General features: G+C 28.3%; 13 protein-coding genes. 4 read left to right on the top strand and 9 right to left on the bottom strand.

From position 1 onward, the window contains the following. Positions 1 to 549: 549 nt before the first annotated feature. The 5 genes from lonB to B2W91_RS13040 form a co-directional block, all read right to left on the bottom strand. Complete coding sequence (gene lonB, locus B2W91_RS13060; RefSeq protein WP_291581572.1) at positions 550 to 2,235, bottom strand: ATP-dependent protease LonB; 1,686 nt, start codon at positions 2,233 to 2,235, stop codon at positions 550 to 552. Between the two features lie 412 nt (positions 2,236 to 2,647). Further along, entirely contained in the window at positions 2,648 to 3,940 is a 1,293-nt protein-coding gene (gene clpX / locus B2W91_RS13055; protein ID WP_291581570.1) for an ATP-dependent Clp protease ATP-binding subunit ClpX, read from the bottom strand. A gap of 19 nt (positions 3,941 to 3,959) precedes the next feature. Further along, entirely contained in the window at positions 3,960 to 4,547 is a 588-nt protein-coding gene (gene clpP / locus B2W91_RS13050; RefSeq protein ID WP_291581568.1) for an ATP-dependent Clp endopeptidase proteolytic subunit ClpP, read from the bottom strand. Positions 4,548 to 4,701: 154 nt separating this feature from the next. Then, positions 4,702 to 5,994 (bottom strand): trigger factor, encoded by a 1,293-nt coding sequence (tig, locus tag B2W91_RS13045; protein WP_291581566.1) that lies wholly within the window; start codon positions 5,992 to 5,994, stop codon positions 4,702 to 4,704. A gap of 259 nt (positions 5,995 to 6,253) precedes the next feature. Next, a complete protein-coding gene (locus B2W91_RS13040; RefSeq protein ID WP_291581563.1) occupies positions 6,254 to 7,108 on the bottom strand; it encodes a hypothetical protein in 855 nt (284 codons plus the stop codon). Between the two features lie 843 nt (positions 7,109 to 7,951). On the opposite strand from B2W91_RS13040, the gene pflB reads away from it, so the two are divergent. The 4 genes from pflB to B2W91_RS13020 all read left to right on the top strand — a co-directional run bounded on the left by pflB (position 7,952) and on the right by B2W91_RS13020 (position 13,036). Beyond that, a complete protein-coding gene (gene pflB / locus B2W91_RS13035) occupies positions 7,952 to 10,180 on the top strand; it encodes a formate C-acetyltransferase (protein WP_291581561.1) in 2,229 nt (742 codons plus the stop codon). Between the two features lie 122 nt (positions 10,181 to 10,302). Further along, positions 10,303 to 11,049 (top strand): pyruvate formate-lyase-activating protein, encoded by a 747-nt coding sequence (gene pflA, locus B2W91_RS13030; protein ID WP_291581559.1) that lies wholly within the window; start codon positions 10,303 to 10,305, stop codon positions 11,047 to 11,049. 304 nt (positions 11,050 to 11,353) lie between these two features. Continuing rightward, positions 11,354 to 11,848, top strand: coding sequence for a hypothetical protein (locus B2W91_RS13025; RefSeq protein ID WP_291581557.1), 495 nt, complete (start codon positions 11,354 to 11,356; stop codon positions 11,846 to 11,848). Positions 11,849 to 11,947: 99 nt separating this feature from the next. Further along, entirely contained in the window at positions 11,948 to 13,036 is a 1,089-nt protein-coding gene (locus B2W91_RS13020; protein WP_291581555.1) for an AI-2E family transporter, read from the top strand. 99 nt (positions 13,037 to 13,135) lie between these two features. Here the strand turns inward: B2W91_RS13020 and B2W91_RS13015 are convergent, their stop codons facing one another. From B2W91_RS13015 to B2W91_RS13000, 4 genes are all read right to left on the bottom strand, one after another. After that, positions 13,136 to 14,272, bottom strand: coding sequence for a ComEC/Rec2 family competence protein (locus tag B2W91_RS13015; protein WP_291581552.1), 1,137 nt, complete (start codon positions 14,270 to 14,272; stop codon positions 13,136 to 13,138). A gap of 27 nt (positions 14,273 to 14,299) precedes the next feature. Continuing rightward, positions 14,300 to 15,166 carry a DMT family transporter gene (locus B2W91_RS13010; protein ID WP_291581550.1) on the bottom strand — a complete coding sequence of 289 codons (867 nt, stop codon included), beginning with the start codon at positions 15,164 to 15,166 and terminating at the stop codon, positions 14,300 to 14,302. 159 nt (positions 15,167 to 15,325) lie between these two features. After that, positions 15,326 to 15,679 (bottom strand): hypothetical protein, encoded by a 354-nt coding sequence (locus B2W91_RS13005; protein WP_291581549.1) that lies wholly within the window; start codon positions 15,677 to 15,679, stop codon positions 15,326 to 15,328. A 20-nt stretch (positions 15,680 to 15,699) separates the two neighbouring features. Next, positions 15,700 to 15,885, bottom strand: a complete 186-nt coding sequence (locus B2W91_RS13000; RefSeq protein WP_291581547.1) for a hypothetical protein — start codon at positions 15,883 to 15,885, stop codon at positions 15,700 to 15,702. Between the last annotated feature and the right edge of the window lie 291 nt (positions 15,886 to 16,176).

Raw genomic sequence — 16,176 nt, 5'->3', positions numbered from 1 at the left:
GACGCAGTATGATACAAAATAGATGAGCATACTGACTAGTTATTTTTTTGAATATGCCTCATATCAGACAAGGCGTTAGGTTCTGCTCATAGTGACGCTATGGGCAGGTTCTAACAACGCAGTATAATAAAAAATAGACTAATATACCGGTCTATTATTTTTTTGAAGATACCTAATGCATCTGAAAGAAAATAATAAACTAAAGATGTTAGTATATTTAAGCATATGAAATAAAATAGCTAGTTAAAGATGTGAAATATATTTTGCATCAGACAAGAAGACAGGTTTTCATGATAGTCCAGCTATCATGAAGTTCTGACGACGCAGTATGATACAAAATAGATGAACATACTTACTAGTTATTTTTTTTGAATATGCCTCATATCAGACAAGGCGTTAGGTTCTGCTCATAGTGACGCTATGGGCAGGTTCTGACAACGCAGTATGATGAAAAATAGGCTAACATACTGGTTTATTATTTTTTTGAAGATGCCTAAGGCATCTGAAAGAAAATAATTTAGGCTATGTATTTAATACATAGCCTAATGTTTACATATCCGCAGACTGCGCTGTAAGAATATCTACTTCATTTTCCACTGGAATATTTACAACATTCTCCTTGACTAAAGCTTCTTTTATTACTTCTTCTATATTGGTTACTGCAACAATTTTTACACCTTCTATATCTTTAAAACTTTCTTGCCAGTTTTCTTTTGGTATTATTACTTTTGTAACCCCTGCTTTCTTAGCTGCATGTATTTTAGCATTTACTCCACCAATCGGCTTAACATTGCCATGAATGGAAATCTCCCCTGTCATAGCTACCTTATTATCTACAGCTACCCCTGTTATAGCACTATAGAGGGCAGTTGTTATACTAATACCTGCTGAAGGCCCATCTACTGGGGAACCTCCTGGAAAGTTTACGTGTATATCATACTTATCAGTATCTATGTTAAAAAATCTTTCTAGTACTGTTAAAACATTTTCTACAGAGCATCTAGCAGTACTCTTCCTTTTTATTTTTTTATTATGACCACTAATCTCTTCTTCCTCTACAATTCCAGTAATTTTAATTTTTCCCTTTCTTAAATTTACCGCTCTAGCACTAGCTTCTATTTCCATTACAGAACCTATATTAGCTCCATATACCGCTAATCCATTTACAAATCCAACTTGAGGACTTTCCTTTATCTTCTTATTTGGTCTTGGACTGTATTGCCCATTCTCAATAACCCATTCTATATCACTAACTGTTACAGTATCTCTATTTTCATTAATAGCGATTCCTGAAGCTAACTGTACTAAGTTAACCGCATCTCTTCCATTAGTAGAATATAATCCTACTAATTCGCAAGCTTTTTCTTCAAGTAGTAATCCTATTTTTTTCATAGCATTATTTGCTATTATTTCTATTTCTTCTGGTTGCAAAGCTCTAAAGAAAATTTCTACGCACCTTGACCTAATAGCTGGTACTATTTCTTCAGGGCTTCTGGTGGTAGCACCTATCAACCTAAAATCTGCTGGTAATCCATCATCAAATATTTCTTTTATATAACTAGGCATATTTTGATCTTCTGAATTATAATATGCACTATCCAAAAATACTTTTCGATCTTCTAAAACTTTTAATAACTTATTCATTTCTATAGGATGTAACTCTCCTATTTCATCTATAAATAATACACCTCCATGCGCTTTAGTAACAGCGCCTGGCTTTGGTTGTGGCACACCTGCAACTCCTAATGGTCCAGCCCCCTGATATATAGGATCATGCACTGAACCTATAAGTGGGTCAGCTATCCCTCTTTCATCAAATCTAATAGTTGTAGCATCTATTTCTATAAATTTGGCTTCTTCTTTAAAAGGAGATGTTTTTCTTCTTTTGGCATCCTCAAGAACTAGCCTCGCAGCTGCAGTCTTTCCTACTCCTGGAGGTCCATAAATAATTACATGTTGTGGATTTGGACCGCAGATAGCCGCCTGAAGCGCTTTAATTCCTTTTTCTTGACCTATTATTTCCTCAAAGCTACTAGGCCTGCTTTTTTCTGTTAAAGGCATAGATAATGATATGCTCTTCATTTTTTTTAATTTATCTATTTCTTTTTGATTTTCTTTGTTAATTACAACTTTATTACTTTGTTGCCCCTTTAAGGCATTAAAAAAGTATAACCCTATTATAATTGTAAAAACCATTTGTATTCCCGTAGTAAAGAATAATAATTTATCGCTCATAAATAATTTAGCTTAGATTCTATAAAATTAAGCTAATCCTCCTTCCATTAGATAAATTTTCCAGATAACTTTTAAATATATTACTATTCTTTACAATTACACAATTTTCTATTCCATAATATAATAAAAAATATAAGTAATTTCTTATATAATCTTTAAATATTATAAGATAAAATTATAATTAACTTTTTTGTTGTTTAATAAAATGTTTACTAATCCTTTATGTAAAATCTTTAGATTTAAATTTTATTAAAATTTCAGAATATAACTTTAAAAAGCTTATATCAATGCTAAAAATAAAAAGCTTAGTCTTAAAATAAAATTACTTTAAAACTAAACTTTTTTATATTCTATATTACAAACTTTAAGTAAAAGCTTCAATAAGTTTTAACTTTAGGGACGTTATCCTGCATTAAGCCGGTTCTGAGCCCCTTTTAACTTTATTCTTAGCTTCTAATTTTAATGGAGCTCTCTTTCCACTTTCAGCTATTACGAATTGAGGTTTTTTATCTTTTACTGATTCTTCAGTAATGATAACTTTTTCTATTTCTTCTCTTGAAGGAACTTCAAACATAATGTCTTTCATAGTTTCCTCTATAATAGCTCTTAATCCTCTAGCTCCAGTGTTTCTTTTAATAGCTTCTTTAGCAATTGCTTTCAATGCAGCTTCATCAAAATCTAATTGTACATTATCCATTTCGAATAATTTTTTATATTGCTTAACAAGAGCGTTTTTAGGTTCACTTAATATATTAACTAAAGCATTTTCATTTAAAGCCTCTAATGTAACAACTATTGGTAATCTTCCAACAAACTCCGGAATTAAACCAAATTTTAATAAATCACCAGGCATTATTTCTTTTAATAATGCTCCTATATCTATATTTTCCTTAGATTGAACTTTAGCTCCAAATCCCATAGAAGATTTTTGTGTTCTTCTAGTTATTATTTTTTCTAAACCATCAAAAGCTCCTCCACAGATAAATAATATATTTGAAGTATTAATTTGAATAAACTCTTGATGTGGATGCTTTCTTCCACCTTGTGGTGGTACTGATGAAACAGTTCCTTCTAATATTTTTAACAATGCTTGTTGTACGCCCTCACCAGATACGTCACGGGTAATAGAAGGATTCTCTGACTTTCTTGCTATCTTATCTATTTCATCTATATATATAATACCCTTTTCCGCTCTTTCAATATCGTAATCAGAATTTTGAATTAATTTAAGTAATATATTTTCTACATCTTCTCCAACATATCCTGCCTCTGTTAAAGTAGTAGCGTCTGCAATAGCAAATGGTACATTTAACATTTTAGCCAAAGTTTGAGCAAGAAGGGTTTTACCTGAACCTGTTGGTCCTAAAAGTAATATATTACTTTTTTGAAGTTCAACATCACCTTCACTTACATTTGAACTAATTCTTTTGTAATGATTATATACTGCAACAGCTAAAGATTTTTTTGCATCGTCCTGCCCAACTACATATTGGTCAAGATATTTTTTAATCTCGTCTGGTTTTGGTAGTGTTTCCATGTCAATTTGAACATCATCTTCTTTTTCATCTATGATGATTTCAGAACATAATTCTATGCATTCGTCGCATATATAAACACCTGGACCAGCTATTAGTCTTCTAACCTGTTCCTCGCTTTTACCGCAGAAGGAACATTTGAACTTTTTCTTTTCATCATTTCTTGGCATGTCTACACCTCTCTAACTGCTATTTCTTCTTAAATTCATAAACCTCATCGATTAATCCATACTCCTTAGCTTCCTCTGCAGTCATGAAATAATCTCTTTCTACATCACTTTGAATTTTTTCAAGTGACTGACCTGTATTTTCGCTTAATATTTTATTTAAAGTTTCTTTTGTTCTTAATATTCTTTTTGCATGAATATCTATATCAGTTGCCTGGCCTTTAAATCCACCTAGTGGCTGATGTATCATTATTTCACTATTTGGAAGTGCAAAACGCTTTCCTTTTGCTCCAGCAGATAATAAAAACGCTCCCATTGAAGCTGCCATACCAGTACAAATTGTTGATACATCTGGTTTTATATAATTCATAGTATCGTATATAGCCATACCATCTGTAATTGAGCCTCCTGGACTATTTATATATAAATATATGTCCTTATCTGGATCTTCTGACTCTAAAAATAATAATTGAGCTACAACTAAACTAGCAGTGGTAGGATTAACTTCTTCGCTTAGAAATATTATTCTATCTTTTAAAAGTCTAGAATAAATATCATAAGATCTTTCGCCTTTATTAGTTTGCTCTATAACCATTGGTACTAAACTCATACAACATCCTCCTTTTTATATATTATAAATTATAGCACAAAACTTCTACTATTTAAGTTTATCCTTATAATTTAACTTTAATCCTATATATTTAAAATTAATTGCCAGATTGCTCTGGCAATTAATTCTTTTAAATATGTTTTATTATAAGATATTAGATAGCTTTGCTACTTTCAACTAACATATCTTTAACTTTTTCAGTAGTAACTTGAAGTTGTAAATACTCTTTTTGAGAATTTACTAATAGCTCAGCAGTTTTATCTGCTTCTGAAGCTCCATAATACATTTCAGCCATTTGTTTAGCTTTAGCTTTAACTTCTTCTTCAGTTGCTGTTATATTTTCTACTCCTGCTATTTTATCCATAACAACTTCTGTTTTAACTTTATTTGTAGCAACTTCTTTCATTTGCTGTCTAAAGCTTTCTTCACTTGTATTTGTAAACTGATAGTATGTTTGAATATCTAATCCTTGATATTGTAATCTAGTTTCTAAATCTTTTAACATTCCATCTATTTCTCTATTTATCATAACTTCTGGAATATCAATTTTAGCATTAGCTACTGCTGCATTTACAACAGCTTCTTCATATTCTTTTTTTACTCTTATTTCATTTGCTTCCTCTAAATTAGCTTTTATATCATTTCTATACTCTTCTAATGTTTCAAATTCAGAAACTTCTTTAGCAAATTCGTCATCTATAGCAGGTAATTCTTTCACCTTAACAGTTTTAATTTTCACTTCAAATCTAGCTGGTTTTCCATTTAATTCTTCTCTTCCATATTGTTCTGGGAAAGTTACATCAACTTCTTTAAAGTCACCAGCTTTTAAGCCTATTAATTGCTCTTCAAAATTGTCTATAAATGTGCCTGAACCTATTTCTAATTCATAATCAGTTCCTTCTCCACCTTCAAAAGCAACATCACCAGTAAATCCTTTAAAGTCAATAACAGCTATATCACCTTTTTCTATAGCTTTATCTTCTTTAACCTCAACTCTTGCATTTCTATATTGAGCTTCTTTTAATTTATTTTCAACATCTTCATCAGTTACATTGTATTCATTTTTCTTAACTTCTAAAGCTTTGTACTCACCAAGTTCAACTTCTGGCATAACTGTTATTTCTGCAGTATATATGAACTCTTTTCCTTCTCCAATTTGAACTATATCTATTGATGGATAATCAATTGGATCTATGTTATTTTCTTCTAACGCTTTTGGATATGTATCTCTATATATCATGTCTATAGCGTCTTCAAATAATACTCCTTCTCCATAATATTTTTTTACTATATTAAGTGGAGCTTTACCCTTTCTAAATCCTGGTATGTTAAATTTCTTAGCATTTTTTGCAAAAGATTTTTTTAAAGCTTCATTAAATTTCTCAGCTTCTACGATTATTTCTAGTTTTACAACGTTTTTTTCTAGTTTTTCCATTTTAACGTTCATTGTTTTCTTCCTCCTAATATCATAAATGAATATTAACCTAATAGATTATACCATACTTTCTTAATAATTACATAGATTAATTGTCATTTTTTTAATAACACTAAATTCTAATATTGCGAATAATAAAACTTGCATCTATTAATACATCTTACTCTAAAATATATAAATTGACATTACAAAATAATATAAATTGTAGAGTTTGTTTCAAATTATACAATAAATTCATATAAAATTACAAGTAATTTTACAAACTTTCCTATTAATAAGCTATATTTCCTTCACCATTTAAATATTTTACAGTACCATCTATATTAACACTTAATCCTTTTTCTTCGATTTTCCCAAATTTAATATCTTTACCTGTTAAATTATAATAAACGCTATGTTCTAAATTTTGTAAACCTATCATCCACACATATTGATTTTTTTCCTCATTTATCCATGGCAAATAACTTATATATGCAATATTCTTTTCATCTATAAATTTTGGATTACCACCCCATAGATATCCTGGGCTATATTGAAGTACAGATTCTTTAGAAAAAATTTCATTTTCTGTAGATACATATTCTTTTTTTGTTATTTCCTTTAAGTCTCCATTTATATTCATTACGAAAATTCGTTGTTCCTTTTTCTCTTCAAAAAGAGCTTGTTTTCCTGAAGGACTAATATCACTGGTAGTGTTTTCAGCATTACTAATAGATATAATTTTTTTATCATTGTCTTTATTCTCTATAACAACTTTTACAGTAGTATTGTCATTTAACTTAATTTCTTTTTCTTCTTGTGTTGACTTTGGTTTATTAACTTCTTCTTCTAAATTTTCTTCTTTATTCTCTTCTTGGCCTTTATTATCTATTTTATCTTTATTATCTTCCTTATTATTATTTGTAGCAGTTTCTGATTTTTCATTTTTATTATCTTTATCTTTACTATCTTTATTTAATATTGCAGTGTTTTTTATATTTAATAAACTTTGTTTTATTGGTGAGCTAAATACTATAACTATAACAGCTGCAATACAAGTTAAAATTAGCATTACATATCTTCTTCTTCTTCTCTTCATCTGTTTTTCATAATCCTTACTAAACATGCTAGGCTTTCTTCTTCCCACTTGTCTTCCCTCCACACTCAGTATAATTGCATTAAATAAAATGGAATATTATTTTTAAAGCATACTTTCAAATAGTTATTTAATTCTATTATAACTCATTTTTAATTGAATTAGTATTTTTTTATTAATTAGCTAAAACTGCTAAATTAGCAATTTATAATTGAATGTATTTTCAACATAGACTGAAAAATTGAAAGCTGTGTATTTAGATTGATGTAATTGTCTTTAAAGAAAACTTTATTTAAGAAATTAATTCATAAAAAATTAAATTCACCCATAATTGTTAATTAAATACCAAAGGCATATTATATTAAGTTTTTTGATTATATACATCCTAAATGGTATAAATAACAATGTAAGGTTGAGTTATTACAGTTAATCACTGTTTCTTATATTTTTTTATTTTTATTTTTTTTAGTTTTTTCATTCTATCATATCTGTATTAGTCTAAATAGAAAACAGCTATGTTTTATATGTAATATATTATTAATTTTTTTATCTTTTAATCATTCATATTTTTCATTTATATTCATTTTTTCTTAACTTTTTATACTTATCATGACAGTTTTTGAAACTTATATTGCAGTCATATCCTTATTGATCTTTTAGTATACGTTATCACGAATGAAAAATAGCAATTTTTATCTTAATCTGAATATTCTGAAAATAAAAAAGTATATTGAATTATTTCTGTATTAGTAATACAATTATAACACAGGATAAATTATTAACAATCTAAAGAAATAAATAAATACTATAAAATAAATTTTATATTTATACTATATATAGTTAAATATAAGTGCCGTTTTATTTTAGAATTGTAATATATTAGGAGGAGTAGTAATGTTTAAACAATGGGAAGGCTTTAAAGGCGAGTTATGGCAAGAATCTATTGATGTAAGAGAATTTATTCAAAAGAACTATTCATTATATGAAGGTGATGATACTTTTTTAGTAGGAATGTCAGATAAAACTGCTAAGGTTTGGGAAAAAACCCATGCATTAATAATAGAAGAAATAAAAAAAGGAATAATTGATGTTGAAGTCAATGAAGTATCCGGAATTAACAACTTTGGTCCTGGATATATAGATAAAGATAATGAAGTTATTGTTGGACTCCAAACAGATGCTCCACTAAAAAGAATAGTTAACCCATTTGGTGGATTTAGAATGGTAGAACAATCTTTAAAAGCCTACGGATTTGAATTAAATGAAGAAATAAGCAAATATTTCCCTAAATATAGAAAAACTCACAATCAAGGTGTTTTCCATGCTTATACTGATGAAATAAGAGCAGCTAGAAGCGCTGGATTATTAACTGGTCTTCCAGATGCTTATGGAAGAGGAAGAATTATCGGTGATTATAGAAGAATAGCACTTTACGGAATGGACTTTCTAATTAATGAAAAGAAAAAAGACTTAGCTGAACTTAAAGGACCAGCTTTAGATGATTTAATAAGACAAAGAGAAGAAGTTAATGAACAAATTATAGCTATGGAAGATATAAAAGCTATGGCTGCTTCTTATGGAATAGATATTTCAGAACCTGCTAAAGATGCTAAAGAAGCTGTACAGTTTACCTATCTTGCATATTTAGCAGCTATAAAAGAAAACAATGGTGCTGCAATGTCATTAGGAAGAGTTAGCACATTCTTAGATATATATATTCAAAGAGATTTAGAAAAAGGTATTATAACAGAATTAGAAGCTCAAGAAATAATCGATCAATTTGTTATAAAGTTAAGAATAGCTAGACATTTAAGAACTCCTGATTATAATGAACTATTTGCTGGAGATCCAAACTGGATAACAGAGGCAATTGGTGGAGTTAGTGTAAATGGTAAACCACTTGTAACTAAGACATCATTTAGATTCTTGCATACATTAATTAATCTAGATCCTGCACCAGAACCAAATATGACGGTTTTATGGTCAGAGAAATTACCAGAAAACTTCAAGAAATATTGTGCAAAAATGTCAATTGAAACTGGGGCAATTCAATATGAAAATGACGACATAATGAGACCTGTATATGGCGATGACTACGGTATTGCTTGTTGTGTATCAGCTATGGAAATTGGTAAGAGAATGCAATTCTTTGGAGCTAGAGCTAATTTAGGTAAGTCACTATTGTACGCTATTAATGGCGGGGTTGATGAAAAAACATTTAACACTGTAATTAAAGGTCTAGATAAGATGACTGATGAAGTTCTTGACTATAAGAAAGTTAAGACTAAATACTTTGAAGTACTTGAATATGTAGCTGAATTATACGTTGATACAATGAATACAATTCACTATATGCATGATAAATATGCTTATGAAGCTGGACAAATGGCTTTACACGATACAAACATTAAAAGATTCATGGCTTTTGGTGTAGCAGGATTATCTGTTGTAGCTGACTCATTAAGTGCTATAAAATATGCTAAAGTTACACCTATTAGAAATGAAGAGGGAATAGCTATAGACTTTAAAATTGAAGGCGATTTCCCTAAATACGGAAATGATGACGATAGAGTTGATGATATTGCTGTAGAAGTTGTTAAAAATTTCTCTGAAATGCTAAAGAAACACAAGACATATAGAGATGCTGAACACTCCTTATCAGTGTTAACAATAACATCTAATGTTGTCTATGGTAAAAAAACCGGTGCTACTCCAGATGGAAGAAAAACTGGTGAACCATTTGCACCAGGTGCTAACCCAATGCATGGAAGAGATGAAAATGGTGCCTTAGCATCATTAAACTCTGTTGCTAAAATACCATACAAAGAGTCTTGTCAAGATGGAGTTTCAAATACCTTTTCAATAATTCCTGACGCATTAGGAAAAACTGAAGAAGAAAGAATCAATAATTTAGTATCTATAATGGATGGATATTTCGGTCAAAGTGCCTTCCACTTAAACGTCAATGTTTTAAATAGAGAAACATTATTAGATGCTATGGAAAATCCAGATAAATATCCAACATTAACAATTAGGGTTTCTGGATATGCTGTTAACTTCAATAGATTAACTAAATCTCAACAATTAGAAGTTATAAGCAGAACATTCCATGAATCAATGTAATTAATTTAAGTAGAATTACCTATACTAATATAGGTAATTCTGCTGTATTAAAAAAGCTATTAACTTTAATCTGATAGTTTTTTTAATACAACTATATAAATACTAGTTAAGGAGAAGATATTATGATAAAAGGAAGAATTCATTCAATTGAAAGTATGGGCCTTGTAGATGGTCCTGGTATAAGAACAATAGTATTTATGCAAGGCTGTAAATTAAGATGTGCTTATTGTCACAATCCAGATACCTGGAGCTTAAATAGTGGCAATGAGATGACTTCTGATGAAATAATAAAAAAAATTATTAGATTTAAACCCTACTTTAAAAATTCAGGTGGTGGCGTAACCTTTTCTGGTGGAGACCCTTTATTTCAGGATGAGTTTCTACTTGATATGTTAAAACAATGCAAACAGCATGGAATACACACCGCCATTGATACTGCTGGTTATGGACATGGTCATTATGATGAAATTTTGAAATACACAGACTTAGTTCTACTTGATATAAAGCATATAGATAGTACTGGTTATATTAAACTAACAGGACAAGATACTAAAGATGTTAACTTATTCTTAGAGGCTCTTAGAAAAAGCACCTCTAGAGTTTGGGTTAGACATGTAATTATTCCTGGTCATACAGATTCTAAAGAGCATATAGAAAAAATAGCTAAAATAATAAATGAGGAAATTCCAAATGTAGATAAAATTGAACTTCTTCCCTATCATCTATTAGGAGTAAATAAATATGAGTCTTTAGGTATGAAATATAAATTAGAAGATGTTCCAGCTATGGATAAAGAGAAAACTAAGGAATTAGAAGCCTATTTATATTCTCTTGTAGATTTAGATAAAACTAATATAAAAGTATCCTAACCTAATAATATGAAAAAGGTTTAACTCTAAAATAATTTTTAATTTAGGGTTAAACCTTTTTTATATTTAATTTCCAAAGTATTTCTTTTCCGATTAGTTATATAGATAAAATAACTTTCTTTGCTTATTACATTTTTTTCCACATTTTCCACAACTTTATCCACATTTTGGTAATAATTATCATTTACCAATCATATAATATTTAATATTTACTTATTAATTACTTTATGAGATAATGTAACTATTATATATATTTTGAATTATTTTATAACTATTTCTCGCTATATTAAAGGGGGACAAGCTAATGAGACTTAATACTAAGGCTTTTGAAAAATTCATCGAAGAACACCAAATACCTATGAATAAAGGAATGAATATAGATGAATTTACTATCTTCTCTTTTCCTGAGAAAATAACTGTTAATGGTATTGAAAAACCAGTTTTAGGTGGTGGAACAGAAAAAAGAGCAGTTATCGCATTAAGAGATGATGATACTCTAGCTGATATATATGTATTTCATATAACAAGTACACCGAGTGATGAAAATACAAAAATTAAACTTTATAAATTATTTAATGATTTAAATTCTACTTATAAATATGTTTCTTTCTATGAAGATCAAAACGTAGTCAGTGCAAAAGCTTCCATTCCTTTCAACAATAATTTTGATGCTGAAATTGTATTTGAAACTTTATCTGTTATTTTCCAAGCAGTTGAAGCAGAATACGAAGGAATAATGGATGCACTAAATTTAAAGCCTAAAAAAAGTAAAATTATTGATTTAAAATCAATGCAATAGTTTTAAAAGCCCATATCAAAATGGGCTTTTATTTTGTATTACACAATATATAAAAATATAATAAAATACTAAATATATTAAATACCATTGGAGGATACTATGTTAAAAGAAAACAAAACAATTTTATATCTTATCATAATAAACTTAGCCTTACTAATGATTTTTTTATCAACTAAAGTAAGCTTTATTTTTACGCCTTTAGTTAGTTTAAAAGACGCTGCATTAATACCTGCTATTTTAGCTATATTTTTATATTATATATTAAGACCTATAAATAGATTTTTAAAATCTAAAAATATTTCTAGTGGATTAGCAACAACAATAACTATAATATCTATATTAATACTCTTAATAGGCATATCCACTTATGCTAGCTCTACTATATCAAAAGAAAGCTCAAGCTTAGTTACAAATCTTACTGCTAGCATTCAGAATCTATCAGAAAAATATAGTTATTTGTATCCAAAACTCAATGAATTATTAAAGTTAGATGATGTTCTAAAGAAAACTGCATCTTTTATAACTAGTTCATTTTTAGATATAAGTATAGGTGTTGCAGGTGTAGTAGGCTCTGTAAGTAATTTCTTTGCTCAATTAATACTTATTCCTATTATTATGTTCTATATATTAAAAGACGACTATAAAATTTATAATTCCTTTGTAAAAATATTACCTGTAAAGATTAAAAGATTTGTAATAAAAATTATTAAAGAGATAGATACAGTACTTAAACAATATATAACAGCCCAAATGATGGTTGCTTGTATAATAGGTATATTGATGTTTATAGGATATTTGATAATAAGAATGCCTAATGCTTTTATATTAGCTTTCTTTGCCTTTATAACTTCATTCATACCATTTTTAGGCCCTATATTAGGAATATTTCCTGCTTTAATAATAGCTTTAGGAATGGGTTTTCCAATGGCTGTTAAAATAGGTATATTAGCAGTAATTGTTCAACAACTTGAAGGCAATATAATAACTCCTAATATAACAGGTAATCAGCTTCATATGCACCCACTTACAACAATTATAGTAATTACCGCAAGTGTGTACTTAGGGGGATTTTTTGCTGCTTTTGTAGCAGTACCAATATATAATATTATTAAAATATTAGTTAAAAACATTTATCAATACTATATTTTATGTAAGCAAAGATCTAAGGAAATAAAAGTATCAAATTAAAACAATATATTTACTAATCCTAAATATTTTATAATTAGAATTTATTAAATAAAAGATGGAACAATGTTCCATCTTTTATTTATAGCATATATTTACTTATTAGCTTGCACATTTTTCACAAGGATTATTTTTCCCCTGATCTTTCGCATCTTTTAAACTACCTTCTAATATATTTTTACTATTTGATAAACTACTACAATCTTTCTTGTAGTGATATGCTTTTCCCTTAGGTGTAAAGTATACTACTTTGCTAGAATTATTACTTTTATTAGTAGTACTTTTATTATCTTCATTTTTTGCTTGGATATTATTTGCTTCTTTATTTTTTCTTACTCCCTCTTTATAGCTAGCTACTGATTTATTAAAAGTTATTTTTTTCCCATCACTATTAGCCACAATTGTACCTTGCTCATCTGTTCTATAAAGTTTTATATTTCTTTCACTCATCTTTTTTACAGTTTCAATATGAGGATGCCCATAATCATTATTTTTTTCACAAGTTATTACTCCATATTTAGGATTCACTGCATCTAAAAATTTATCTGAGGAAGAAGTTCTTGATCCATGGTGGCCTAATTTTAAAACATCTGCAGTTAAGTCACTTTTACTATTTAAAATATCTTGTTCTGAAGGACCTTCTGCATCTCCTGTAAATAAAAATGTGTTATTTCCGTATTTCATCTTTAAAACTATAGAGCTATCATTAGCATCTTCATAATCTTTTATAGGTGCTAATATGGTAAAAGTAGCTTCTCCTAATTTAAAGCTATCCCCCACTTTAGGAGCTGTAAATTTTAATGACTTTTTATTAGCAGCTGTTACTACATCCCTATAAGTCTTTGTAGTAGAAGTTTTTTTAGGCATAAAAATCTTTCCTATTTCAAATTCGTAAATAACATCATCCATAGCACCTATATGATCTTCATGTGGATGAGTACCTACTAAATAGTCTATTTTAGTTATATTTCTTTTACTTAGATAATCCTTAATAATCTTTCCATCATCATTATTACCAGCATCAATAAGCATTGTAGAGTTTCCCTGTTCTATTAAGATGCTGTCTGCTTGTCCTACATCAATAAAGTGCACCATAAGTTTCTCCGTAGAATCTGCAACTACATTTTCCTCTTTTCCTTCTTCTAAAGATATTTCTGCACATCCAATTAAAAATACAGAAGTCATTATTAAAATTATAAATATAAATAAATTTTTAATTTTAAAAATTCCTTTCTTCATTTGTATCCCTCCTAATTTCCTTAGTTTTTATGAACTTAATTTTTCAACTTTTCTTTTATTATACATGAACATTAAAAATCCAGCTGAAATTATAACTGCATATCCTAATATACTTAATAAATCTGGAATTTCTCCTAGTAAGAACATTCCTAATAAAGCTGTAAAAATTATATTTGCATAGTCGTATATAGATATCTCACTAGCTGGTGCATATTTATATGCTACTGTTAATGAAAATTGTGCTATAGAAGCAAAAACTCCTGCTCCTAGTAATGTTAATAATTGATTTAAAGTTAAAGGTTTATATACCATTATCATCAAAGGAAGATTAAATAATATAGATACAAAAGAAAAATAGAAAACTATAGTATAATATTTTTCTTTATCTCTTAAAAATCTTACAAATGTATATGCACCTCCTGCAAAAGCTGCAGAAGCAACACCTATTAATGCAGGCATTATATTCATGTTAAAGGATGGCTTAATTATTAATAAGCTTCCTAAAAAAGCAGCAATTATTGCAACTAATTGAATTTTAGTTATCCTTTCTTTTAAAAATAAAGCAGAAAAAACTATAACAAAAAAGGGACTTAACTTATTTAACATAGAAGAGTCTGATAATACCATGTTATCTATACAATAAAAATATAATATTACCCCTAATGTTCCTAATATAGATCTACCTAATAGATATTTCTGATTTTCCTTTTTACCAAAGAAACTTTCCTTGTTCTTTATAATAAGTACTAAAGCAACAACACAACTAACTATATTTCTAAAAAAGCTTTTTTCAACGGAAGGTACGTCCCCTGCAATTTTAACTAAAAGGCTCATTATAGCAAAGCAAAAAGATGCTAAAAGCATATATGATATTCCCTTTGTTTTATTGTCCATAACTCCACATCCTTTCTTTTGTACTATATTAATTTTATCTTACAACAGCTTTTTTTAATAGTGTTAATAATTTATTCTAAATTTTTAAACATTTAAGTAATAATTCAATTTTTAAAATAGAAAAAACTTACAATCATAAGCTGTAAGTTTTTATGTTTATTATTTCACCATTATTTTCCCTTTACTTTGTCTTATTATACCACCTACTGTAGGAACTAATTTACTTTCTATATATTTTAACTTATGTTCATCATCTTCTATAGCAATATTTTGTATAGCAAAAGTTAAGGCTTTAAAAATAGAATTAATTTGATAAGGTGTAAAGCTGAAATTCTCTATAGCCCCATTGGCACTATTAGAAATTTTTTCACAAATCTCACATAAGAACATTATATAAAATTGTTTATCCCCCTTACTCTTAGCATATTCAATTTGCGCCTCAATATTATACGGATACCTCTCTTCAATTCCATATTTATAAATAGTATATTGTCCGTAACGATTATCTTCCATATAACCCCTCCATAATATATTTATAAATAACCTCCGAAAGTTCTATATATGATATATAAAAAATATAATGTTCCTATACCTAACATAGCCCACATTATAGGCTTACAATTTATTTTTTTCTTTTCACTTTTACATTCTTCTAAATCTATCTCTTCTAAAGAATCCTCTATATCTATCAAAGTCTTTGGGTTTTGTTGCTCTCTCATTAATAAATCCTCCTTTATTATGAACTTATGAGCATTTATTTATAAGTAGAACTACATTCATAAATATAGATAAGCTACCTTAAAAATTAATATATAACCAAATATAACTATACCCCGATTATTTCAATTCACAATTCACAATGCAAAATTCACAATTAAGGTGGAAATTATTTTTGATCAAAATAATTTCTTTAATAGATTTTTTAATAAACGTGACTTCGTCACTTTTAAAAGGAATAGGTTCAAAACTTCTCTTGAGAGAAGTGTCCATAATTGTCCATTGTCAATCGT

It is taken from the genome of Clostridium sp. UBA6640 (genome assembly GCF_002455975.1).
In the GTDB taxonomy this organism is placed as follows: domain Bacteria; phylum Bacillota; class Clostridia; order Clostridiales; family Clostridiaceae; genus Clostridium_J.
Note: the sequence above shows the minus strand (reverse complement) of the source record. Positions and strands in the feature narration are given on the sequence as shown.